The sequence below is a fragment of the Enterobacter cloacae complex sp. 394F7 genome (genome assembly GCF_057320385.1).
The window spans coordinates 272,198-295,232 of record NZ_JBXWCS010000003.1; the positions used below are offsets into that span (position 1 = coordinate 272,198).

20 protein-coding genes are annotated in these 23,035 nt (G+C 53.4%); 13 read left to right on the forward strand and 7 right to left on the reverse strand.

Going from position 1 to position 23,035, the window contains the following annotated elements; translation table 11 throughout:
• Positions 1–148: 148 nt before the first annotated feature.
• The 5 genes from lon to bolA form a co-directional block, all read right to left on the reverse strand.
• Positions 149–2,503, reverse strand: a complete 2,355-nt coding sequence (gene lon, locus AC2FAK_RS06165) for an endopeptidase La (protein ID WP_013095859.1) — start codon at positions 2,501–2,503, stop codon at positions 149–151.
• Positions 2,504–2,687: 184 nt separating this feature from the next.
• A complete protein-coding gene (clpX, locus tag AC2FAK_RS06170; protein ID WP_013095858.1) occupies positions 2,688–3,962 on the reverse strand; it encodes an ATP-dependent protease ATP-binding subunit ClpX in 1,275 nt (424 codons plus the stop codon).
• A 127-nt stretch (positions 3,963–4,089) separates the two neighbouring features.
• Complete coding sequence (gene clpP / locus AC2FAK_RS06175; protein WP_013095857.1) at positions 4,090–4,713, reverse strand: ATP-dependent Clp endopeptidase proteolytic subunit ClpP; 624 nt, start codon at positions 4,711–4,713, stop codon at positions 4,090–4,092.
• 258 nt (positions 4,714–4,971) lie between these two features.
• Entirely contained in the window at positions 4,972–6,270 is a 1,299-nt protein-coding gene (gene tig / locus AC2FAK_RS06180; protein ID WP_013095856.1) for a trigger factor, read from the reverse strand.
• A 330-nt stretch (positions 6,271–6,600) separates the two neighbouring features.
• Entirely contained in the window at positions 6,601–6,918 is a 318-nt protein-coding gene (gene bolA, locus AC2FAK_RS06185) for a transcriptional regulator BolA (RefSeq protein ID WP_013095855.1), read from the reverse strand.
• A 305-nt stretch (positions 6,919–7,223) separates the two neighbouring features.
• Here bolA and AC2FAK_RS06190 point away from each other — a divergent pair, with 305 nt between their 5' ends.
• From AC2FAK_RS06190 to AC2FAK_RS06225, 8 genes are all read left to right on the forward strand, one after another.
• Complete coding sequence (locus AC2FAK_RS06190) at positions 7,224–7,802, forward strand: lipoprotein (RefSeq protein WP_013095854.1); 579 nt, start codon at positions 7,224–7,226, stop codon at positions 7,800–7,802.
• A 45-nt stretch (positions 7,803–7,847) separates the two neighbouring features.
• On the forward strand, positions 7,848–9,323 hold the full coding sequence (ampG, locus tag AC2FAK_RS06195; protein ID WP_047023634.1) for a muropeptide MFS transporter AmpG: 1,476 nt from the start codon (positions 7,848–7,850) through the stop codon (positions 9,321–9,323).
• Positions 9,324–9,802: 479 nt separating this feature from the next.
• Positions 9,803–10,750: a cytochrome o ubiquinol oxidase subunit II gene (gene cyoA, locus AC2FAK_RS06200; RefSeq protein WP_095454712.1), complete on the forward strand. Its 948-nt coding sequence runs from the start codon at positions 9,803–9,805 to the stop codon at positions 10,748–10,750.
• 16 nt (positions 10,751–10,766) lie between these two features.
• Positions 10,767–12,758 carry a cytochrome o ubiquinol oxidase subunit I gene (gene cyoB / locus AC2FAK_RS06205; protein ID WP_013095850.1) on the forward strand — a complete coding sequence of 664 codons (1,992 nt, stop codon included), beginning with the start codon at positions 10,767–10,769 and terminating at the stop codon, positions 12,756–12,758.
• Positions 12,748–13,362: a cytochrome o ubiquinol oxidase subunit III gene (locus AC2FAK_RS06210; protein WP_003859057.1), complete on the forward strand. Its 615-nt coding sequence runs from the start codon at positions 12,748–12,750 to the stop codon at positions 13,360–13,362. The genes cyoB and AC2FAK_RS06210 overlap by 11 nt, the downstream gene beginning before the upstream one ends.
• Positions 13,362–13,688, forward strand: a complete 327-nt coding sequence (locus tag AC2FAK_RS06215) for a cytochrome o ubiquinol oxidase subunit IV (protein WP_006176899.1) — start codon at positions 13,362–13,364, stop codon at positions 13,686–13,688. The genes AC2FAK_RS06210 and AC2FAK_RS06215 overlap by 1 nt, the downstream gene beginning before the upstream one ends.
• Before the next feature lie 11 nt (positions 13,689–13,699).
• On the forward strand, positions 13,700–14,587 hold the full coding sequence (gene cyoE, locus AC2FAK_RS06220; protein WP_013095848.1) for a heme o synthase: 888 nt from the start codon (positions 13,700–13,702) through the stop codon (positions 14,585–14,587).
• A 149-nt stretch (positions 14,588–14,736) separates the two neighbouring features.
• The gene (locus AC2FAK_RS06225) at positions 14,737–16,098 is read left to right on the forward strand and encodes an MFS transporter (protein WP_013095847.1); all 1,362 of its coding nucleotides are present in this window, start codon (positions 14,737–14,739) and stop codon (positions 16,096–16,098) included.
• Positions 16,099–16,130: 32 nt separating this feature from the next.
• Here AC2FAK_RS06225 and AC2FAK_RS06230 read toward each other — a convergent pair whose 3' ends face one another.
• Positions 16,131–16,622, reverse strand: a complete 492-nt coding sequence (locus AC2FAK_RS06230; RefSeq protein ID WP_008503327.1) for a YajQ family cyclic di-GMP-binding protein — start codon at positions 16,620–16,622, stop codon at positions 16,131–16,133.
• Between the two features lie 128 nt (positions 16,623–16,750).
• Here AC2FAK_RS06230 and panE point away from each other — a divergent pair, with 128 nt between their 5' ends.
• Complete coding sequence (gene panE, locus AC2FAK_RS06235; RefSeq protein WP_038418797.1) at positions 16,751–17,662, forward strand: 2-dehydropantoate 2-reductase; 912 nt, start codon at positions 16,751–16,753, stop codon at positions 17,660–17,662.
• Entirely contained in the window at positions 17,625–18,218 is a 594-nt protein-coding gene (yajL, locus tag AC2FAK_RS06240; protein ID WP_013095845.1) for a protein deglycase YajL, read from the forward strand. Before panE ends, yajL begins: the two co-directional genes overlap by 38 nt.
• A 132-nt stretch (positions 18,219–18,350) precedes the next feature.
• Here yajL and thiI read toward each other — a convergent pair whose 3' ends face one another.
• Positions 18,351–19,799 carry a tRNA uracil 4-sulfurtransferase ThiI gene (gene thiI / locus AC2FAK_RS06245; RefSeq protein WP_013095844.1) on the reverse strand — a complete coding sequence of 483 codons (1,449 nt, stop codon included), beginning with the start codon at positions 19,797–19,799 and terminating at the stop codon, positions 18,351–18,353.
• A gap of 191 nt (positions 19,800–19,990) precedes the next feature.
• Here thiI and xseB point away from each other — a divergent pair, with 191 nt between their 5' ends.
• Genes xseB through dxs form a run of 3 tightly spaced genes read left to right on the forward strand, consistent with a single transcriptional unit; the run spans position 19,991 to position 23,020 of the window.
• The gene (xseB, locus tag AC2FAK_RS06250; protein WP_008503331.1) at positions 19,991–20,233 is read left to right on the forward strand and encodes an exodeoxyribonuclease VII small subunit; all 243 of its coding nucleotides are present in this window, start codon (positions 19,991–19,993) and stop codon (positions 20,231–20,233) included.
• Complete coding sequence (ispA, locus tag AC2FAK_RS06255; RefSeq protein WP_095454713.1) at positions 20,234–21,133, forward strand: (2E,6E)-farnesyl diphosphate synthase; 900 nt, start codon at positions 20,234–20,236, stop codon at positions 21,131–21,133.
• A gap of 24 nt (positions 21,134–21,157) precedes the next feature.
• Positions 21,158–23,020 (forward strand): 1-deoxy-D-xylulose-5-phosphate synthase, encoded by a 1,863-nt coding sequence (gene dxs, locus AC2FAK_RS06260; RefSeq protein ID WP_023622252.1) that lies wholly within the window; start codon positions 21,158–21,160, stop codon positions 23,018–23,020.
• The last annotated feature ends 15 nt before the right edge of the window (positions 23,021–23,035 follow it).

Here is a 23,035-nt window from a genome sequence, read left to right on the forward strand (position 1 = left end):
CAGTTATATCAGGCCTGCCATGACCTTACAACACCCGTTGTTGATGGCTGACCTAATCAGCAATCTAAATTAGCTATACAAAAAAAGGCTGGCAAGTGCGAAATGACTTACCAGCCTTGTTTTTATTGACGCTCTTTGCGCGAGGTCACTATTTTGCGGTCACAACCTGCATTCCGGAGGGTTCATTCTGCAATGCGAGAGTAAGAACCTCCTCAATTCGCTTAACAGGATGGATCTGCAGATCGGCAATCACGTTGTCCGGAATCTCTTCCAGATCGCGTTTATTTTCGTAAGGAATCAATACGGTTTTGATCCCACCACGATGTGCCGCCAGCAGTTTTTCTTTTAACCCACCAATTGGCAGAACCTGACCACGCAGGGTAATTTCACCGGTCATTGCGACATCAGCACGCACCGGGTTCCCTGTGAGACAGGAGACCAGCGCGGTACACATCGCGATACCGGCGCTTGGGCCATCTTTCGGCGTTGCCCCTTCCGGGACGTGAACGTGAATGTCGCGTTTTTCGTAGAAATCCGGGTTGATCCCCAGTTTCTCCGCACGTGCGCGAACCACGGTCAAGGCCGCCTGGATGGACTCCTGCATGACTTCACCCAAAGAACCGGTGTAGGTCAGCTTACCTTTACCTGGCACACAGGCGGTTTCGATGGTCAGCAGATCGCCGCCCACTTCCGTCCATGCCAGACCGGTGACCTGACCCACGCGGTTTTCGTTGTCCGCACGACCATAGTCGAAACGCTGAACGCCCAGATAGGCATGCAGATTGTCGCCGTTAATGGTGATGTGCTTCAGGCTCTTATCCAGCAGCAGCTGTTTCACCGCCTTACGGCACAGTTTCGAGATTTCACGCTCAAGGCTACGCACGCCCGCTTCGCGAGTGTAGTAGCGAATGATGCCGATAATCGCGCTGTCTTCTACGGTCAGTTCGTTGGCTTTCAGTGCATTACGCTCAATCTGTTTTGGCAGCAGATGCTGCTTCGCAATATTTAGCTTCTCGTCTTCGGTATAACCAGACAGACGGATCACTTCCATACGATCCAGCAGCGGAGCCGGAATGTTCATGGAGTTGGAGGTTGCCACGAACATCACATCGCTCAGATCGTAGTCCACTTCCAGGTAGTGATCGCTGAACGCCACGTTCTGTTCTGGATCAAGCACTTCCAGCAGAGCCGAGGCCGGATCGCCACGCATATCCGACGACATTTTGTCGATCTCATCGAGCAGGAACAGTGGGTTTTTAACCCCAACTTTCGCCATCTTCTGGATCAATTTACCCGGCATAGAACCGATGTAGGTACGACGGTGGCCGCGGATTTCCGCTTCGTCGCGTACGCCACCCAGCGCCATACGGATATATTTACGTCCGGTCGCTTTCGCAATGGACTGACCCAGAGAGGTTTTACCTACCCCTGGCGGTCCAACCAGACAGAGGATTGGGCCTTTCAGTTTGTTTACACGGCTTTGTACCGCGAGGTACTCAAGGATGCGGTCTTTAACACGCTCCAGGCCGTAGTGGTCGGTATCCAGGATCTCCTGCGCCTGACGCAGGTCTTTTTTGACCTTGCTGCGGGCGTTCCACGGCACCTGAACCATCCACTCGATGTAGCCACGCACCACCGTCGCTTCAGCCGACATCGGAGACATCATTTTCAGCTTCTGCAGTTCAGCTTCCGCTTTCTCTTTGGCCTCTTTCGGCATTTTTGCCGCGTCGATCTTACGCTTCAGCGCTTCGTTTTCGTCCGGCGCGTCGTCCATCTCGCCGAGTTCTTTCTGAATGGCTTTCATTTGCTCATTCAGATAGTACTCACGCTGCGATTTTTCCATCTGCTTTTTCACGCGGTTGCGAATACGCTTCTCAACCTGCAGCAGATCGATTTCAGACTCCATCATCGCCATCAGATATTCCAGACGTTCATTAACGTCGGACATCTCCAGCACGGACTGTTTGTCCGCCAGCTTCAGCGGCATATGCGCTGCGATGGTGTCCGCCAGACGTGCGGGATCGTCGATGCTGTTCAGCGACGTCAGCACTTCTGGTGGGATTTTCTTGTTCAGCTTGATATAGCCTTCAAACTGGCTAATCGCGGTGCGCACCAGCACTTCCTGCTCACGCTCATCAAGCTGAGGCGAATCAAGGTACTCTGCCTTGGCAGAGAAATGTTCGCCATTGTCAGACAGGGTGGTAATACGCGCACGCTGCAGGCCTTCTACCAGCACCTTAACGGTGCCGTCAGGCAGCTTCAGCATCTGCAAAATAGAGGCCACGGTCCCGACGGTGAAAAGATCGTTTACACCCGGCTCATCCGTCGAAGCTTCCTTCTGCGCAACCAACATGATTTTTTTATCATGATCCATGGCGGCTTCGAGGCAACGGATAGATTTTTCCCGCCCTACAAATAAGGGTATGACCATGTGCGGATAAACCACCACATCGCGCAACGGCAATACGGGGATTTCAATGCGTTCAGAACGCTCAGGATTCATAGAGCTCTCTCTTAGTTTAGTGTCCGCCAGGTAAACTGGTCATGTAACTGTGCTTCACACAACCATTAACATGTAATCCAGTATATGGGGATGTTTCCCACACATTCAACGCCATGAATACGGAAAAAGTAAAGGGGAGATAAAATCCCCCCTTTTTGATTAACTGCTTGTATGATTTGGTGAATTATTCGCCAGATGCCTGCTGCGCTTCCGGTTTCCCGTAAATCAGCAGCGGCTTGCTTTGACCACCGATAACGGACTCGTCGATAACCACTTTTTCGACATCTTCCATGGAAGGCAGGTCGTACATGGTATCAAGCAGCGCCGCTTCAACGATGGAACGCAGACCACGGGCACCGGTTTTACGGATCATCGCTTTCTTCGCAATCGCATCCAGCGCTTCATCACGGAATTCCAGCTCAACACCTTCCAGGTTAAACAGCGCCTGATACTGCTTGGTCAGCGCGTTTTTCGGCTCTTTCAGGATCTGGATCAGGGCTTCTTCACTCAGTTCATTCAGCGTAGCCACAACCGGCAGACGCCCGATGAATTCTGGGATCAGACCAAACTTGATCAGATCTTCTGGTTCAACCTGAGACAGCAGTTCGCCTTCGTTCGCTTTCTCGGATTTGGCCTTCACCGTTGCGCCAAAACCAATGCCGGAGCCGGTTTCAACACGGTGGGAGATAACTTTATCCAGACCGGCGAAAGCACCGCCACAGATGAACAGGATCTTGGAGGTATCAACCTGCAGGAACTCCTGCTGCGGATGTTTACGGCCACCCTGCGGGGGCACTGCGGCAACGGTCCCTTCGATCAGCTTCAGTAATGCCTGCTGTACACCTTCCCCTGATACGTCACGGGTGATAGACGGGTTGTCTGATTTACGGGAGATCTTGTCGATCTCATCGATATAGACGATCCCGCGCTGGGCTTTCTGTACGTCGTAATCGCACTTCTGCAGCAGTTTCTGGATGATGTTTTCCACATCTTCACCCACGTAACCGGCTTCGGTCAGGGTGGTGGCATCCGCCATGGTGAACGGCACATCCAGCAGGCGTGCGAGCGTTTCAGCCAGCAGCGTTTTACCGGAACCGGTTGGGCCGATCAGCAGAATGTTACTTTTACCCAGCTCTACGCCATTGCTGGTATCACCGTTACGCAGGCGTTTGTAGTGGTTATATACCGCTACCGCCAGCACTTTCTTAGCCTGCTCCTGACCGATGACATAGTCGTCCAGATGATGACGAATTTCATGCGGTGTCGGCAGCGCGCTACGCTCGCGGTGAGGCGCTACTTCTTTAATCTCTTCGCGAATGATGTCATTACATAAATCAACACATTCGTCGCAGATATACACGGACGGCCCGGCAATCAGTTTACGCACTTCATGCTGGCTTTTGCCGCAAAAAGAGCAGTACAGCAGTTTGCCCGAACCATCTTTGCGTTTATCTGTCATGAGTCCAAACCTCTTTTTAAGTTCTTTGTGCCGCACATGACGACGCAAATGCCATTTTCAGACGCAAGCTGCTCTCAAGCAGAGTGCCGCTTTACCTTAGTATAGCGGCACACTCGCGTCGCGGGCATCAATTACGATGGGTCAAAATGGAGTCGACTAAGCCGTACTCAACTGCCTCTGAAGCAGAGAGGAAGCGATCGCGCTCGGTATCGCGCTCGATCTGCTCAAGAGATTGACCCGTATGCTGCGCCATAAGTTCATTCATGCGCGCTTTTACTTTCAGAATTTCGCGGGCGTGGATTTCGATATCCGTCGCCTGCCCCTGGTAACCACCCAGCGGCTGGTGAATCATCACACGGGAATTCGGCAGGCAGAAACGTTTGCCTTTTGCCCCTGCGGTTAACAGGAAGGCACCCATAGATGCTGCCTGACCCATACAGATAGTGCTCACATCAGGCTTGATGAATTGCATGGTGTCATAAATGGACATACCTGCCGTAATCACGCCGCCTGGGGAGTTAATGTACAGGTAAATGTCTTTTTCCGGGTTTTCCGCTTCCAGAAACAGCATCTGCGCCACGATCAGGTTCGCCATGTGGTCTTCCACCTGGCCGGTCAGAAAGATAACGCGTTCCTTGAGCAGACGGGAATAGATATCAAAAGAACGCTCACCACGTGAGGTCTGTTCAATAACCATTGGCACCAGAGCCATATGGGGTGCAAAGTTATCTCGTTCGCCACTGTATGACATTTCCGTCTCCTGGATCAAAATTGAAAACACCTGCTGTACTGATTGTAACCTTACGGACGGATTATCAGCCAGTCTCATTCATCTGATTACACACTTATGGGGTTTACATTGCCCTATTTCAAGCATAACAACCTTTTGTTGTTACGCTAACACCGAAAGGGCGTTTTAGCACCCTTCCTGGGCTATTGGTGCGATAAAAAAAACCCGTTGCCGGAAGGCAACGGGTTTTTGTTCAAACTTTAAACCTTCGGGGCGAAATTACGCCTGCTGGTTCATCAGTTCGTTGAAAGAGGTCGCTTTTTCGGTCACTTTCGCTTTCGCCAGTACCGCTTCAACAGCCTGCTCTTCCAGGGCAACATTGCGCATGTTGTCCATCAGCTCTTTGTTCTTACCGTAGAACTCGATAACTTCTGATGGATCTTCGTATGCAGAAGCCATCTCTTCGATCAGACCTTTCACACGCTCTTCGTCAGCTTTCAGCTCGTGGGTACGAATCACTTCGCCCAGCAGCAGACCAACAACAACGCGGCGTTTTGCCTGCTCTTCGAACAGCTCGCGTGGCAGTTCCATCGCTTGCTGCTGGTTGCCACCGAAACGCTGTGCAGCCTGACGACGCAGTACGTCGATTTCGCTGTCGATCAGCGCAGCTGGAACGTCAATTTCGTTCGCCTTCACCAGGCCTTCGATAGCCTGAGATTTCACACGGTTACGCACAGCGCCGTTCAGCTCGCGTTCCATGTTTTTACGTACTTCAGTACGCAGACCGGCAACAGAACCATCTTCCACGCCGAAACGCTTGATGAATTCTTCAGTCAGTTCTGGCAGTTCGCGCTCTTCCACTTTCTTCAGGTTGATGACGAACTTCGCTGCTTTACCTTTCAGGTTTTCAGCGTGGTACTCTTCAGGGAAGGTCACATCGATGGTGAACTCTTCGCCCGCTTTGTGGCCTTTGATACCGTCTTCGAAGCCCGGGATCATACGACCCTGACCCATTGCCAGTACGAAGTCAGTCGCTTTGCCGCCCTCGAACTCTTCGCCGTCTACAGAACCGGTGAAGTCGATGGTGACGCGGTCTTCAGCGTCAACAGCGCCTTCTTTCTCTTTCCAGTTAGCCTGCTGCTTACGCAGGGTATCCAGCATGCCGTCAACATCTTCGTCGGTCACGGAAACAATCGGTTTTTCAACTTCGATAGATTCCAGACCTTTCAGTTCTACTTCCGGATACACTTCGAACTCTACAGAGTAGGTGAAGTCTTCGCCCAGTTTGTATTCGCCTGGAACGTAGTTCGGCGCACCGGCCGGATTGATCTTTTCTTTGATGATCGCATCGATAAAGTTGCGGCTCATCAGTTCACCCAGCACATCCTGACGCACGGAAGCGCCATAACGCTGAGCAACAACATTCATTGGTACTTTGCCCTTACGGAAGCCGTCAATACGTACTTTTTTTGCTACGTTGACCAGCTCGCTTTTCACAGCAGTTTCGATGCTGTCAGCAGCGATAGTAATCGTTACACGGCGGCCAAGGCCTTGAGTGGTTTCAACTGAAACTTGCATCTTGTTACCTCAAAAAAATCACAGTGCTCGGTCAACTCTGAATCTGTCTGTTTTACCGGGATGCTCTCTTAGTGCAGATTCACATTCCCTGTCGCCAGAATCATCCCGAAGACATTCAATAAGACGCGGCATTATAGCGGCATCACTTAGGTGAGTCGAGAACGGTTGGGGCATGTTGCTGCGGCTTTTTTCACACTTTAAGGCTATTTTTAGCCTTAAAATCGCACCATCCGCTCAAAACTCAGACAAAACAAAACGGCCCGAAGGCCGTTTTGAGGAAATCTGTAAGCAACATACTGGAAAAACTCCAGCGGTTGCAAATCCGATTTATCAGGCGATGGTGCCTGCACCGCGACAAGGCGGGGATGCAAAAACCGTATCCTGCAAGCCTTCCCACTCCTTAATGGTGTAGGTATGCAATGCCAGCGCATGTACGGTTGTGGAGAGTTCTTCCGTCAAGGTGCTGTAGATCAAGCGGTGTCGGTTCAGGAAACGTTCTCCCGTGAAGCGATCGCTAACCAGAACCACTTTGAAGTGGCTTTCAGAACCTGCCGGCACGTTATGACGATAGCTTTCGTCGACGACTTCGAGGAACACAGGGTTGAACGCTGCCCTTAATTTATCTTCTATCTGCTCACGTATCATCATGAAATTACTCCTCCGACAACGCCAGGATGTCACCCATCCCTTTAAATGTTAGCCGCTTTTACCGGTTCCATTACAACAAGACAACAAATATTTAGCTTTCGTCTTATTTTCTCATTCAAACGAATGAAGTTCACTGTGAGGCTCATACGTTTTGTCACACACAGGTTGAGAAAAAGGGCGAACTGGTCAGTTTTCAGACAAGGCGATGAATTTACATGCGTTGACCACTTCCCCTGGCCGTTAGCGATGTTATGATGGCGGCAATTTTTCTCTCTATATGCTTACGATTCGTTGAGAACCCGAAAATGTTAAAAAAACTCTTCTTTCCGTTGGTAGCCCTCTTTATGCTGGCAGGCTGCGCTACCCCGCCAACAACCATTGATGTCTCACCAAAAATCACGCTGCCTCAGCAAGATCCAAGCCTGATGGGCGTGACCGTGAGCATTAACGGTGCCGATCAGCGTCAGGATCAGGCCCTGGCGAAAGTGACCCGCGACAACCAGCTGGTGACGTTGACCGCTTCCCGTGACCTGCGTTTCCTGCTGCAGGAAGTGCTGGAGAAACAGATGACCTCTCGAGGTTACATGATTGGCCCAAGCGGCGCGGTTGATCTGCAGATCATCGTTAACAACCTGTACGCTGACGTTTCCCAGGGTAACGTGCGCTACAACATCTCCACCAAAGCGGACATCGCCATCATCGCTACCGCGAAGAACGGCAACAAGATGACCAAAAACTATCGTGCCAGCTACTCCGTAGAAGGTGCTTTCCAGGCCTCTAACCAAAACATTGCGAACGCCGTAAACAGCGTGCTGACCGATACCATCGCCGATATGGCGCAGGACACCAGCATTCACGACTTTATCAAGCAAAACGCGCGTTAATCCTGCTGACTGACCCGGTGTTTTACCGGGTCAGTTTTTAAGAACATGTCCAGTCATTACTTACGCATTTTCCAGCAACCCAAATCAGCCATTCTGCTGATCCTTGGCTTTGCCTCCGGTTTACCCCTCGCGCTCACTTCCGGCACGTTGCAGGCCTGGATGACGGTTGAGAATATCGATCTCAAAACCATTGGCTTCTTCTCCCTCGTCGGCCAGGCGTATGTCTTTAAGTTCCTGTGGTCACCGGTGATGGATCGCTACACCCCGCCGTTCCTGGGCCGTCGTCGTGGCTGGCTGGTGATGACGCAGGTCCTGCTGTTGCTGGCCATTGCCGCCATGGGATTCCTTGAGCCGTCGACACAGCTTCGCTGGATGGCGGCGCTTGCGGTGGTGATCGCCTTCTGTTCCGCGTCACAGGATATCGTGTTTGATGCCTGGAAAACGGACGTGTTACCCGCAGAAGAGCGTGGAGCCGGTGCGGCCATCAGCGTGCTGGGCTATCGCCTCGGCATGCTGGTATCTGGTGGGCTGGCGCTGTGGCTGGCTGACCGCTATCTGGGCTGGCAGGGCATGTACTGGCTGATGGCCGCCCTGCTGATCCCGTGCATTATTGCCACCCTCCTCGCCCCTGAACCGAGCGACGTGATCCCGGTCCCCCGTTCTCTGGAGCAGGCCGTTGCCGAACCGCTGCGTGATTTCTTTGGCCGCAACAATGCCTGGCTGATCCTGCTGCTCATCGTCCTTTATAAGCTGGGTGATGCCTTCGCGATGAGCCTGACCACCACGTTCCTGATCCGCGGCGTCGGGTTTGATGCCGGTGAAGTGGGAGTGGTTAACAAAACCCTCGGGCTCTTTGCCACTATCGTCGGCGCACTTTACGGCGGGGTGTTGATGCAGCGCCTGACCTTGTTCCGGGCGTTGCTGATCTTCGGCATTCTGCAGGGGGCGTCTAACGCGGGTTACTGGCTGCTGTCGATTACCGATAAACATATGATTAGCATGGCGGCAGCAGTGTTCTTTGAGAACCTGTGTGGCGGAATGGGTACCGCGGCGTTTGTCGCCCTGCTGATGACGCTCTGCAACAAGTCGTTTTCTGCAACGCAGTTCGCCCTGCTCTCGGCGCTTTCTGCCGTGGGCCGCGTATATGTGGGGCCGATTGCCGGTTGGTTTGTTGAAGCGCATGGTTGGCCAACGTTTTATCTCTTCTCCGTGGTTGCAGCCGTGCCAGGCATTTTATTGTTGCTGGTCTGCCGCCAGACGCTGGAATATACCCAGCGAACAGAACACTTTATGCCGCGAACGGAATATCAGCGCGCCTACCAGTTTGCGCTACGCCTGTTAATGGTGGGATGTCTGGCGCTGGGGTTATGGCTCGTGGTGCTCATCATCAATGCCACTACCCCCCTGGCGCTTCCTCTTGAAGCCCTTCTCCTTGATGTCGGCGCCCTGCTGGCGGTCGTCGGGATCCTGCTCGGTGGGTTGCTCGATTTTATGGCTCTGCGTAAAACGCAGACAACCTGAAGATAAAAGCGAAAGGTTATTTCCCGTTGTAATCACCGGCCGAAATTATAACGGTGAAATAACCGACAAACGCTAAAAAAAATATTTGTTGTTTTGTGCGGGATAGGATTCGGAAATTATTGGAGCCATTTCTTTCAGGCTATTTTTCATTAAACGATTCAGCTTGGGAAAGATTGAATTTTCGTTTTTTAATTGTCTTTTTATTGATAATTAATTGTTAATTTTTTGTTTATTTTTAACAATGGTTATACCAATTGCCCCTTTTAGGGTATGCTTGGGGGTCCTTTCGTTATAAAGCCCATGCCATGCGGCTTCGGTCATAAAAACCGACATAATTTGCAACACTTGTGACATGTGCGGCAGAACCCGGTAACACCTTCCTGACACAGGCCTAATGATGTTTACAGTAATGTAACCTTCCCGTAAAATGCCCCCACACTTTAAACGCCACCAGACTCCCGTGGAATTGAGGTCGTTAAATGAGACTCAGGAAATACAATAAAAGTTTGGGATGGTTGTCATTATTCGCAGGCACTGTATTACTCAGTGGCTGCGATTCTGCACTACTTGACCCCAAAGGACAGATTGGACTGGAACAACGTTCACTGATACTGACGGCATTTGGCCTGATGTTGATTGTGGTTATTCCAGCCATTTTGATGGCTGTTGGTTTCGCCTGGAAGTATCGTGCGAGCAATAAAGATGCGAAGTATAGCCCTAACTGGTCACACTCCAATAAAGTGGAAGCTGTGGTCTGGACGGTTCCTATTCTGATCATCCTGTTCCTCGCTGTGCTGACCTGGAAAACCACTCACGCACTTGAGCCAAGCAAACCGCTGGTTCACGATGAAAAACCAATTACCATCGAAGTGGTCTCCATGGACTGGAAATGGTTCTTCATCTATCCAGAGCAGGGCATTGCTACCGTGAATGAAATCGCCTTCCCGGCGAACACTCCGGTTCAGTTCAAAGTGACCTCCAACTCCGTAATGAACTCCTTCTTCATCCCACGTCTGGGTAGCCAGATTTACGCGATGGCCGGTATGCAGACCAACCTGCACCTGATTGCGAATGAAGCAGGCACCTATGATGGTATCTCCGCCAGCTATAGCGGCCCGGGCTTCTCAGGTATGAAGTTCAAAGCTACTGCGACGCCGGACCGTGCCGCTTTCGACCAGTGGGTTGCAAAAGCGAAGCAGTCTCCAAACACCATGTCTGACATGGCGGCGTTCGAAAAAGTGGCTGCACCTAGCGAATACAACAAGGTGGAGTACTTCTCTAACGTGAAACCTGATTTGTTCAAAGACGTTATTGGCAAATTTATGGATCACGGCAAGAGCATGGACATGACCCAGCCTGAAGGCGAGCATAGCGCGCACGAAGGTATGGAAGGCATGGACATGAGCCACGCGGAAACCGCTCACTAAGGGGCCGAGGAAGAAAATGTTCGGAAAATTGACACTGGATGCAGTGCCCTACCATGAACCGATTATCATGGTTACGGTGGCTGCCATTATCATCGGTGGCGCGGCCTTACTGGCCTTGATCACTTACTTCGGTAAGTGGAGCTACCTGTGGAACGAGTGGCTGACTTCGGTTGACCACAAAAAACTCGGTATCATGTACTGCATCGTCGGTATCGTCATGTTAATTCGTGGCTTTGCGGATGCGATCATGATGCGTAGCCAGCAGGCACTCGCGTCTGCGGGTGAAGCCGGCTTCCTGCCACCGCACCACTACGACCAGATCTTTACCGCTCACGGCGTTATCATGATCTTCTTCGTGGCGATGCCGCTGGTTATCGGTCTGATGAACGTTGTCGTTCCGCTGCAAATTGGCGCGCGCGACGTTGCGTTCCCGTTCCTGAACAACCTGAGCTTCTGGTTTACGGTTGTCGGCGTTATCCTGGTTAACCTGTCACTGGGCGTGGGCGAATTTGCTCAGACCGGCTGGCTGGCTTACCCACCGCTGTCAGGAATTGAGTACAGTCCGGGCGTTGGCGTTGACTACTGGATTTGGGCGCTTCAGCTCTCCGGTGTCGGTACCACCCTGACCGGTATCAACTTCTTCGTGACCATCCTGAAGATGCGTGCGCCTGGTATGACCATGTTCAAGATGCCGGTATTTACCTGGGCATCTCTGTGCGCCAACGTACTGATTATCGCATCCTTCCCAATTCTGACCGTCACCATCGCGCTGCTGACCCTGGACCGCTACCTGGGCACCCATTTCTTCACGAATGACATGGGTGGCAACATGATGATGTACATCAACCTGATTTGGGCCTGGGGTCACCCGGAAGTGTACATTCTGGTTCTGCCTGTCTTCGGTGTGTTCTCCGAAATCGCAGCAACCTTCTCGCGTAAACGTCTGTTTGGTTACACCTCTCTGGTGTGGGCAACCGTCTGTATTACCGTTCTGTCGTTCATCGTTTGGCTGCACCACTTCTTTACTATGGGTGCGGGCGCGAACGTAAACGCCTTCTTCGGTATTACCACCATGATTATCGCCATCCCTACCGGGGTGAAGATCTTCAACTGGCTGTTCACCATGTACCAGGGCCGTATCGTGTTCCACTCAGCGATGCTGTGGACCATCGGCTTCATCGTCACCTTCTCCGTAGGTGGGATGACCGGCGTACTGCTGGCGGTACCGGGTGCTGACTTCGTACTGCACAACAGTCTGTTCCTGATTGCGCACTTCCATAACGTTATCATCGGTGGCGTGGTCTTCGGCTGCTTCGCTGGCGTAACCTACTGGTGGCCAAAAGCGTTCGGCTTCACGCTGAACGAGAAATGGGGTAAACGCGCGTTCTGGTTCTGGATCATTGGCTTCTTCGTGGCATTTATGCCGCTGTACGTGCTGGGCTTCATGGGTATGACCCGTCGTCTGAGCCAGCAGATCGATCCGCAGTTCCACCCAATGCTGATGGTTGCAGCGGGCGGTGCCGCGCTGATTGCCTGCGGTATCCTGTGCCAGCTGATTCAGTACTACGTGTCCATCCGTGACCGTAACCTGAACCGCGACCTGACCGGTGACCCATGGGGTGGCCGTACGCTGGAGTGGGCGACCTCTTCTCCACCTCCGTTCTATAACTTTGCCGTAGTGCCGCACATTCACGAACGTGATGCATTCTGGGAAATGAAAGAAAAAGGTGAAGCGTACAAGCAACCTGACCATTACGAAGAGATCCATATGCCGAAAAACAGCGCAGCGGGCATCGTGATTGCCGCTTTCGCAACGGTATTTGGTTTCGCAATGATCTGGCACATCTGGTGGATGGCGATTGTTGGCTTCGCTGGCATCGTAATCAGCTGGATTGTGAAGAGCTTTGACGAGGACGTGGACTACTACGTACCAGTCCGTGAAGTTGAAAAGCTGGAAAATCAGCATTTCGACGAGATTTCTAAAGCGGGGCTGAAAAATGGCAACTGATACTCTGGCGCACTCGACTGCCCACGCGCATGAACATGCGCACCACGATACAGGACCGACGAAAGTCTTCGGTTTCTGGATCTACCTGATGAGCGACTGCATTCTGTTCTGCTGTCTGTTCGCAACCTATGCCGTTCTGGTGAACGGCACAGCGGGCGGCCCGACCGGCAAGGACATTTTTGAACTGCCGTTCGTTCTGGTTGAAACCGCACTGCTGTTATTCAGCTCCATCACCTACGGCATGGCGGCTATCGCCATGTACAAAAACAACAAGAGCCAGGTTGTCTCCTGGCTGGCGTTGACCTGGTTGTTTGGTGCTGGATTCATCGGGATGGAAATCTATGAATTCCATCACCTGATTATGGAAGGCTTCGGGCCGGATCGCAGTGGCTTCCTGTCTGCGTTCTTCGCACTGGTCGGTACCCACGGTCTGCACGTGACCTCCGGTCTGATCTGGATGGCGGTTCTGATGTTCCAGATCTCCCGTCGCGGCCTGACCAGCACTAACCGTACCCGTATCATGTGCCTGAGCCTGTTCTGGCACTTCCTGGACGTGGTGTGGATCTGTGTGTTCTCTGTTGTCTATCTGATGGGGGCGATGTAATGAGTCATTCAAACGATCATGGCGCTTCCCACGGTAGCGTAAAAACCTACATGACAGGTTTTATCCTGTCGATCATCCTGACGGTGATCCCGTTCTGGATGGTGATGAGCGGTTCTGCGTCTAAGCCGGTTATTCTGGGTGCAATCCTGGTGACCGCAGTGATTCAGATTCTGGTGCATCTGGTTTGCTTCCTGCACATGAACACCAAGTCCGATGAAGGCTGGAACATGACGGCTTTCATCTTTACCGTGATTATCATCGCTATCCTGGTAGTCGGTTCCATCTGGATTATGTGGAACCTTAACTACAACATGATGGTTCACTAAGAGCGGCGAGTATGTTTAAGCAATACCTGCAAGTAACGAAACCAGGCATCATCTTTGGCAACCTGATCTCCGTGATCGGAGGGTTCCTGCTGGCCTCCAAAGGCAGCATTGATTACACCCTCTTTATCTACACGCTGGTCGGTGTGTCACTGGTTGTTGCGTCCGGTTGTGTATTTAACAACTACATCGACATGGATATCGACAAGAAGATGGAAAGGACCAAAAATCGGGTGCTGGTGAAAGGCCTGATCGCCCCTTCCGTCTCGCTGGTGTACGCCACCTTGCTGGGTATTGCTGGCTTTATGCTGCTGTGGTTTGGTGCTAACCCGCTGGCCTGCTGGCTGGGGGTGATGGGGTTCGTGGTGTATGTAGGCGTCTACAGCCTGTATATGAAGCGTCACTCCGTCTACGGCACGCTGATTGGTTCTCTCTCCGGCGCTGCGCCGCCGGTGATTGGCTACTGTGCCGTCACGAACGAGTTCGACAGCGGTGCGCTGATCCTGCTGGCTATCTTTAGCCTGTGGCAGATGCCGCACTCCTATGCCATCGCGATTTTCCGCTTTAAGGATTATCAGGCAGCGAACATTCCGGTTCTGCCGGTCGTGAAAGGTATTTCCGTTGCCAAGAACCACATCACGCTGTACATCATCGCCTTTGCCGTGGCAACGCTGATGCTCTCGCTGGGGGGTTACGCCGGGTATAAATATCTGGCGGTGGCCGCAGCGGTAAGCGTCTGGTGGCTCGGTATGGCCCTGCGCGGTTACAAAGTGGAAGATGACAAAGTCTGGGCGCGCAAACTGTTTGTGTTCTCGATTGTTGCCATCACCTCGCTGTCCGTGATGATGTCCGTGGACTTTATGGTGCCGGATTCGCATAACCTGCTGACTTACGTCTGGTAAGCCACAACAGGTGAATAAAGGGGTGCTTCGGCACCCTTTTTTATTCACTGAATCTATCAATAACGCATGTAATATTTGTTAAATAACCCTTTATTTACCCCGCCCCTTCCCCGCACTACACTATGGCCTGCTTTTGAATTGAGGTGGCAATGAACGATTATAAAATGACACCGGGCGAGCTGCGTGCGACCTGGGGTTTAGGGACTGTTTTCTCGCTACGGATGCTTGGCATGTTTATGGTCCTGCCTGTTCTGACCACGTACGGCATGGCATTGCAGGGCGCCAGCGAAGCGCTGATTGGCCTGGCGATTGGTATTTATGGTCTGGCTCAGGCGGTATTCCAGATCCCGTTTGGTCTGCTCTCTGACCGCGTCGGCCGCAAGCCGCTCATTGTCGGTGGTTTGCTGGTTTTTGTGCTCGGTAGCATCATTGCCGCCCTCTCCCACTCCATCTGGGGAATTATTCTTGGCCGCGCCCTGCAGGGCTCCGGCGCGATTGCCGCCGCCGTGATGGCGCTGCTGTCGGATTTAACCCGTGAACAGAACCGTACCAAAGCGATGGCATTTATTGGCGTGAGCTTTGGCGTCACGTTTGCGATTGCGATGGTGCTCGGCCCCATTATTACCCACACGCTTGGCCTGCACGCCCTGTTCTGGATGATTGCCGTGCTGGCGACCATCGGTATTGCCTTAACGCTGTGGGTGGTACCGGACAGCAAAAACCACGTCCTCAACCGTGAATCTGGGATGGTCAAAGGCTGCTTTAGCAAGGTACTGGTTGAGCCGCGCCTGTTGAAGCTTAACTTCGGCATTATGTGTCTACACATTCTGCTGATGTCGACCTTTGTCGCCCTGCCCGGTCAACTGGCTGCCGCAGGTTTCCCGGCGGCAGAACACTGGAAAATCTATCTGGTGACGATGGTGATTTCGTTCGTCTCGGTAGTACCGTTTATTATCTATGCCGAAGTGAAGCGCAAAATGAAGCGCGTTTTCATTGGCTGTGTGGCGGTATTGCTGATTGCCGAGATCGTGCTCTGGGGCGCTGGCCCCCACTTCTGGGAACTGGTTGCCGGTGTGCAGCTCTTCTTCCTGGCGTTTAACCTGATGGAAGCCCTGCTGCCGTCACTGATCAGCAAAGAATCCCCTGCCGGTTATAAAGGCACGGCGATGGGGATTTACTCCACCAGCCAGTTCATCGGCGTGGCCATTGGCGGTGCCCTCGGCGGCTGGGTCGACGGCCTGTTTGATTCCCAAACCGTCTTCCTCGCAGGCGCACTGCTGGCGACGGTCTGGCTGCTGGTTGCCGGTACCATGAAAGAGCCGCGCTACGTCAGTAGCCTGCGGGTAGAAATTCCTGACGACGTTGAGATTAACGATGCGCTGAAACAGCGTCTTGCATCGACAGAGGGCGTGAGTGAAGTGCTTCTCGCGGCAGAAGAGCGCAGCGCGTATGTCAAAATAGACAGTAAGGTGACAAACCGCTTTGAAGTTGAACAGGCGCTGAAAGCCTGAAAAAAAGCCCGGTTAAACCGGGCTTTTTCGTTTTAATCGCGGAAGTTTTTAAACTGGAACGGTTGTCCCAGATCGCCGCCGCGCACCAGCGCCATGACGGACTGCAGATCATCACGGGATTTTCCGGTAACACGAATTTCTTCGCCCTGGATCTGCGCCTGAACCTTCAGCTTGCTGTCTTTGATGAGCTTAACGATTTTCTTCTGAACCGCGCTCTCAATGCCCTGCTTCAGTTTGGCTTCAACAAACCAGGTTTTACCGCTGTGCACGAACTCTTCCGGTACATCCAGCGAGGTCCCTTCAATGCCGCGTTTTAACAGCTTGGCACGCAGAATATCGAGCAGCTGGTTGACCTGGAAATCAGATTCGCTCAGCACCTTAATGGTCTTATTGGCATCGTTCAGCTCAAACGAGGCTTCAACGCCACGAAAATCGAAACGTGACTCAACTTCGCGGGTTGCGTTTTCTACGCCGTTGCGAACTTCCTGGATATCAACTTCGGAAACAATATCGAAAGATGGCATCTTTTCTTCTCCCTTCATTTTTGTTGCGTTGCATAATACCCGCTACGAGGCATAACTCAACAGAAGCTTAGCTGACGGCGCTATACTTAGGCCGTAACACCTGGCGCAGTTGCAGGTGAGGAGGAACAATGAAAATTACAGTGCTCGGATGCGGAGCCCTTGGTCAACTCTGGCTGACCGCACTATGCAAGCACGGACACGAAGTTCAGGGCTGGCTGCGCGTACCTCAGCCCTATTGCAGTGTAAACCTGATTGGTGAAGACGGAAGTATCTTTAACGAATCCCTCACCGCGAACGATCCTGATTTCCTGGCGCATAGCGACCTGCTGCTGGTGACGCTCAAAGCGTGGCAAGTTTCAGATGCAGTAAAAGCGCTGGCCGCCCAGCTTCCCCCCACGTCGCCCGTTTTATTACTGCATAACGGCATGGGGACGATTGATGAACTGAAAAGCATTGTGCAGCCGCTGCTGATGGCCACCACCACGCATGCCGCGCGCCGCGACGGCAATATCATTGTGCACGTGGCCAGCGGCGTCACGCATATTGGACCTGCCCGGGATCAGGACGGCGACTACAGTTATCTGGCAGACACCCTGCAAACGGTGCTTCCGGACGTGGCCTGGCACAACAACATCCGCCCTCAGCTGTGGCGTAAGCTGGCCGTTAACTGTGTGATCAATCCGCTGACGGCGCTGTGGGACTGCCCGAACGGGGAACTGAAGCACCATCCGCAGGAGGTTGCCACCCTCTGTGCTGAAGTCGCCTCGGTGATCGAGCGTGAAGGCTTACACACATCGGCGGATGATTTACGCTATTATGTTGAGCAGGTTATTGATAGTACGGCAGAAAATATCTCATCCATGTTGCAGGATGTTCGGGCGCTACGCCACACGGAAATCGACTACATCACTGGCTATCTGCTAAAACGCGCCCGCGCACACGGTATCATTGTGCCGGAAAACGCCCGCCTGTATGACCTGGTAAAACGTAAGGAGAGTGAATATGAGCGCGTCGGCACTGGTTTGCCTCGCCCCTGGTAGCGAAGAGACAGAAGCGGTCACCACCATCGATATCATGGTGCGTGGCGGCATTCAGGTCACCACCGCCAGCGTCGCCAGCGATGGCAACCTGGCTATTACCTGTTCCCGAGGAGTGAAACTCCTCGCGGATGCGCCACTGGTACAGGTGGCCGACGGGGACTATGACATCATCGTGCTGCCCGGCGGCCTGAAAGGGGCGGAGTATTTTCGCGACAGCACTCTGTTAGTCGAAACCGTCAGACAGTTTCATCTGTCGGGACGTATCGTTGCTGCCATTTGTGCCGCCGCCGGTACCGTGCTGGTTCCGCATAATATCTTTCCCATCGGTAACATGACCGGTTTCCCGGGGCTGAAAGAGACCATCCCGGAAGAGCAGTGGGTGGATAAACGCGTCGTCTGGGATCCGCGCGTCAACCTGCTCACCAGCCAGGGGCCAGGTACCGCGATAGACTTTGGCTTAAAGATTGTTGACCTGCTGGTCGGGCGAGAGAAAGCCTACGAAGTCGCCTCAACGCTGGTGATGGCGGCGGGGATTTATAACTACTATGAAGAGTAGTGCAAAGAAAAGCCGGGTGGCGGTAGGTAAAAGCAAAACGGCAACCTCAGGTTGCCGTTTTTAATGTTTGCGCCCTCTCCCCTTGGGAGAGGGTCGGGGTGAGGGCATCAAGCCACACACCCCCGCAAAAAACTACGGACGATACACCTTCACATTCGCAAAGCCCTGCTCACGCAGGTACAGCGCCTGCAGGCGACTCATCACCCCACGCTCACACCACAGCAGGTATGTTTTGCTCTGGTCGAGGTCGCCAAATTTGGTGCTCAGCTTATAGAACGGCAGAGAAACCACTTCCACCCCTTCCACCTGTAGCGGCTTGTCGTCCTGCTCATCAACGGAGCGGATATCCAGAATCGCGTCGTTGGCACCGAAACCGCTCACGGTTTCAACTTCAACCACTTCCTGCTCGGTCTGCTGGGCAATCTCACGGATGTCGATGTTGGAGGCTTCTTCCACCACTTTATCAAGAATGCTGAAATCGAAGTGCTCTTCTTCCGCTTCGATCTTCGCTTTTACCGCTTTGACCGTCGGGCTCTTCGAAATCACGCCGCAGTACTCTGGCATGGTACGGGCAAAATCTTCAGTGCCGATTTCGCGCGCCAGATCGATGATGTGCTCTTTGTCGTGAGAGATCAGCGGACGCAGGATCAGGGTGTCAGAGACATTGTCGATGAGACGCAGGTTGGTCAGCGTCTGGCTGGAAACCTGACCCAGCGCTTCACCGGTGACCAGCGCCTGCACACCATAGCGTTCCGCTACTTTAGAGGCCGCACGCACCATCATACGCTTGAGGACCACGCCCATCTGGCCGTCATCCACTTTCTCCAGGATTTCGCCAACCACTGGCTCGAAGTTGATCGCCACAAAGCGCACGCGGTGCGAGCTGCCAAAGCGATTCCACAGATAGTGTGCCACCTGACGCACGCCGATTTCATGCGCCGCGCCGCCCAGATTAAAGAAGCAGTAATGCACACGGCAGCCGCGACGCATCAGCATGTAGCTGGAGACGCCAGAGTCGAAACCACCGGAGATCAGGGACAGGACATCTTCCTGGGTACCGATTGGGAAGCCGCCGATACCTTCGTAACGCCCTTTCACCAGCAGCAGGCGATCGTTTTCGATCTCCAGGTTCACGGTGACATCCGGGTTGGTCAGACGCACGCGCGCCGTTTCAACATGCTGGTTCAGACCGCCGCCAACGTAACGTTCCACCTCGATAGAGCTGAATTCGTGCTTGCCGCGACGCTTCACGCGCACGCAGAAGGTTTTGCCTTCGATCTGGTCGCGATACTGCACCAGCGCTTTTTCGAAGATGTCATGCAGGGAAGTGAACGGAACATCTTCCACTTCCAGAATATGGTGAATACCCGGAATACGGGTCAGCGCGTCGCGAATGTCCTGACGTTTGTTTTCATCTTTCGCGCGAACTTCAACGTGATCCCAGTGGCGCACCACGGCGAGGGTTTCGTCGTAGTGTTTTAAAACGTTACGAATGTTCCCGGTGAGAATTTTAATAAAGCGCAAACGCACAGATTGGCTTTTGATGGTGATTTCAGGGAACAATTTAATGATAAACTTCATGGCGGCAATGTTTCTTAGGCAAGCGTATTAAGGCTTGTAATGGAAAATAATATTACAGCCCACACCCGTGGCTGCATCCAGGCGCGCAAGTATACCACCATCGCGCCGTTCCTGTGCACATTGCGCGTTATTTGATAATTGCCCCGAGTCCGTTACCATGTCGGGGCTGAGAATATAAGAGTCAATTCACTATGCCGAAGAAGAACGACGCACCGGCCAGTTTTGAAACTGCGCTGAGTGAACTGGAGCAGATCGTCACCCGCCTTGAGAGCGGTGATTTACCGTTGGAAGAGGCGCTCAATGAATTCGAGCGTGGCGTGCAGCTGGCGCGCCAGGGGCAGGTTAAACTGCAGCAGGCCGAGCAGCGTGTGCAGATCCTGCTTTCCGATAGCGAAGACGCTAAGACAACGCCTTTCACACCGGACGCCGAGTAAATGGATTTTGCTAACGAGCTTCAGGCGCGAGTCATACGCGCCAACGACGCCCTGCGCCGTTTTATTGCGCCACAACCTTTTCAGAACACTCCACTGGTTGAGGCCATGCACTATGGCGCACTCTTGGGTGGAAAGCGCCTGCGCCCGTTCCTCGTCTACGCCACAGGCAATATGTTTGGTATCAGCGATACTACGCTGGACGCCCCGGCTGCCGCCGTTGAGTGCATCCATGCCTACTCGCTGATCCACGATGATTTACCGGCGATGGATGATGACGATCTGCGTCGCGGTCAGCCAACCTGCCATATTAAGTTTGGCGAAGCGAATGCCATCCTGGCGGGGGATGCTCTGCAAACGCTGGCATTCTCTATTCTGAGCGATGCGCCGATGGCAGAAGTCAGCGATCGCGACCGTCTGGCAATGGTTTCCGAGCTGGCGATGGCCAGCGGCGTTGCCGGCATGTGCGGCGGGCAAGCGCTGGATCTGGAGGCAGAAGGACGTCAGGTTAATCTGGAACAGCTGGAGCGTATTCACCGGCATAAAACGGGCGCACTCATCCGTGCCGCCGTACGCCTGGGCGCACTGAGCGCGGGTGAACAGGGGCGCAAAGCCCTGCCGATTCTGGACAGATACTCAGAAAGTATCGGTCTGGCGTTCCAGGTTCAGGATGACATTCTGGATGTGGTGGGCGATACTGCAACATTGGGTAAACGTCAGGGTGCGGATCAGCAGCTTGGCAAAAGTACCTACCCCGCCCTGCTGGGTCTTGAGCAAGCCCAGCGTAAAGCCCGGGATCTGATAGAGGAAGCCCGCCAGTCGCTGAATGAACTGGCCGCGCAGTCTCTCGATACCTCGGCACTGGAAGCGCTAGCGGACTATATAATCCAGCGTGATAAATAAACACACTATCTCGATGAGCCTTTGATGAGTTTTGATATTGCCAAATACCCGACACTGGCGTTAGTTGACTCCACCCAGGAGTTGCGTCTGTTGCCGAAAGAGAACCTGCCGAAGCTGTGCGACGAGCTACGTCGCTATCTGCTCGACAGCGTAAGCCGCTCCAGCGGACATTTCGCCTCCGGGCTTGGCACGGTCGAGCTGACCGTTGCGCTGCACTACGTCTACAACACCCCGTTCGATCAGCTCATCTGGGACGTGGGCCATCAGGCCTATCCACATAAAATTCTGACGGGTCGTCGCGATCAAATTGGCACGATCCGCCAGAAAGGCGGCCTGCATCCGTTCCCGTGGCGCGGTGAGAGTGAGTACGATGTTTTAAGCGTCGGCCACTCCTCCACCTCCATCTCTGCGGGTATCGGTATTGCCGTGGCCGCCGAAAAAGAGAACAAGCAGCGCCGCACCGTCTGCGTGATCGGCGACGGCGCCATCACCGCCGGGATGGCCTTTGAGGCCATGAACCACGCGGGCGATATCAAGCCGGACATGCTGGTTATCCTGAACGATAACGAAATGTCGATTTCCGAGAACGTCGGCGCGCTGAACAACCATCTGGCACAGCTGCTCTCCGGCAAGCTTTACTCCACGCTGCGCGAAGGCGGCAAGAAAGTCTTCTCTGGCGTACCGCCAATCAAAGAGCTGCTCAAGCGCACCGAAGAACACATCAAAGGCATGGTCGTGCCGGGCACACTCTTTGAAGAGCTGGGCTTTAACTATATTGGCCCGGTTGATGGGCACGACGTGCTGGGGCTGGTCACCACGCTCAAGAACATGCGCGACCTGAAAGGCCCGCAGTTCCTGCATATCATGACGAAGAAAGGCCGTGGTTACGAACCGGCGGAAAAAGATCCGATCACTTTCCACGCGGTACCTAAATTCGATCCGACCAGCGGTTGTTTGCCAAAAAGCAGCGGCGGTATGCCGAGCTATTCCAAAATCTTCGGTGACTGGTTATGTGAAACCGCGGCGAAAGACAACAAGCTGATGGCGATCACCCCGGCCATGCGTGAAGGTTCCGGCATGGTCGAGTTCTCCAAAAAATACCCTGACCAGTATTTTGACGTGGCGATTGCCGAGCAGCACGCAGTCACCTTCGCGGCGGGTCTGGCGATTGGTGGATACAAACCGGTGGTGGCGATCTACTCCACCTTCCTGCAACGTGCCTACGATCAAGTGATCCATGACGTTGCCATCCAGAAGCTGCCGGTGCTGTTTGCTATCGACCGCGCAGGCATCGTGGGTGCTGACGGCCAGACGCACCAGGGTGCATTCGATCTTTCGTTCCTGCGCTGCATCCCGGACATGGTGATCATGACGCCAAGTGACGAAAACGAATGTCGTCAGATGCTGTATACCGGCTATCACTATCAGGATGGTCCAAGCGCGGTTCGCTATCCACGCGGTAACGCGGTAGGCGTTGAGCTGCAGCCGCTGGAAAAACTGGCGATAGGTAAAGGTCTGGTGAAACGTCGCGGTGAGAAAGTGGCAATTCTGAACTTTGGTACCCTGATGCCAGAGGCCGCTAAGGTCGCTGAAGCGCTGAATGCCACTCTGGTGGATATGCGCTTCGTGAAACCGCTCGATGAATCCCTGATCCTGGAAATGGCAGAAACCCATGAGGTGCTGGTGACGCTGGAAGAAAACGCCATCATGGGCGGCGCAGGTAGCGGCGTAAACGAGGTGCTGATGGCGAACCGTAAAGCCGTTCCGGTACTGAACCTTGGTCTGCCGGATCACTTCATTCCGCAAGGTACTCAGGACGAAGCCCGCGCGGCAATTGGCCTGGACGCCGCGGGTATTGAAGCCAAAATTCGTAGCTGGCTTGCCTGATCCTTCCCCTTTTCC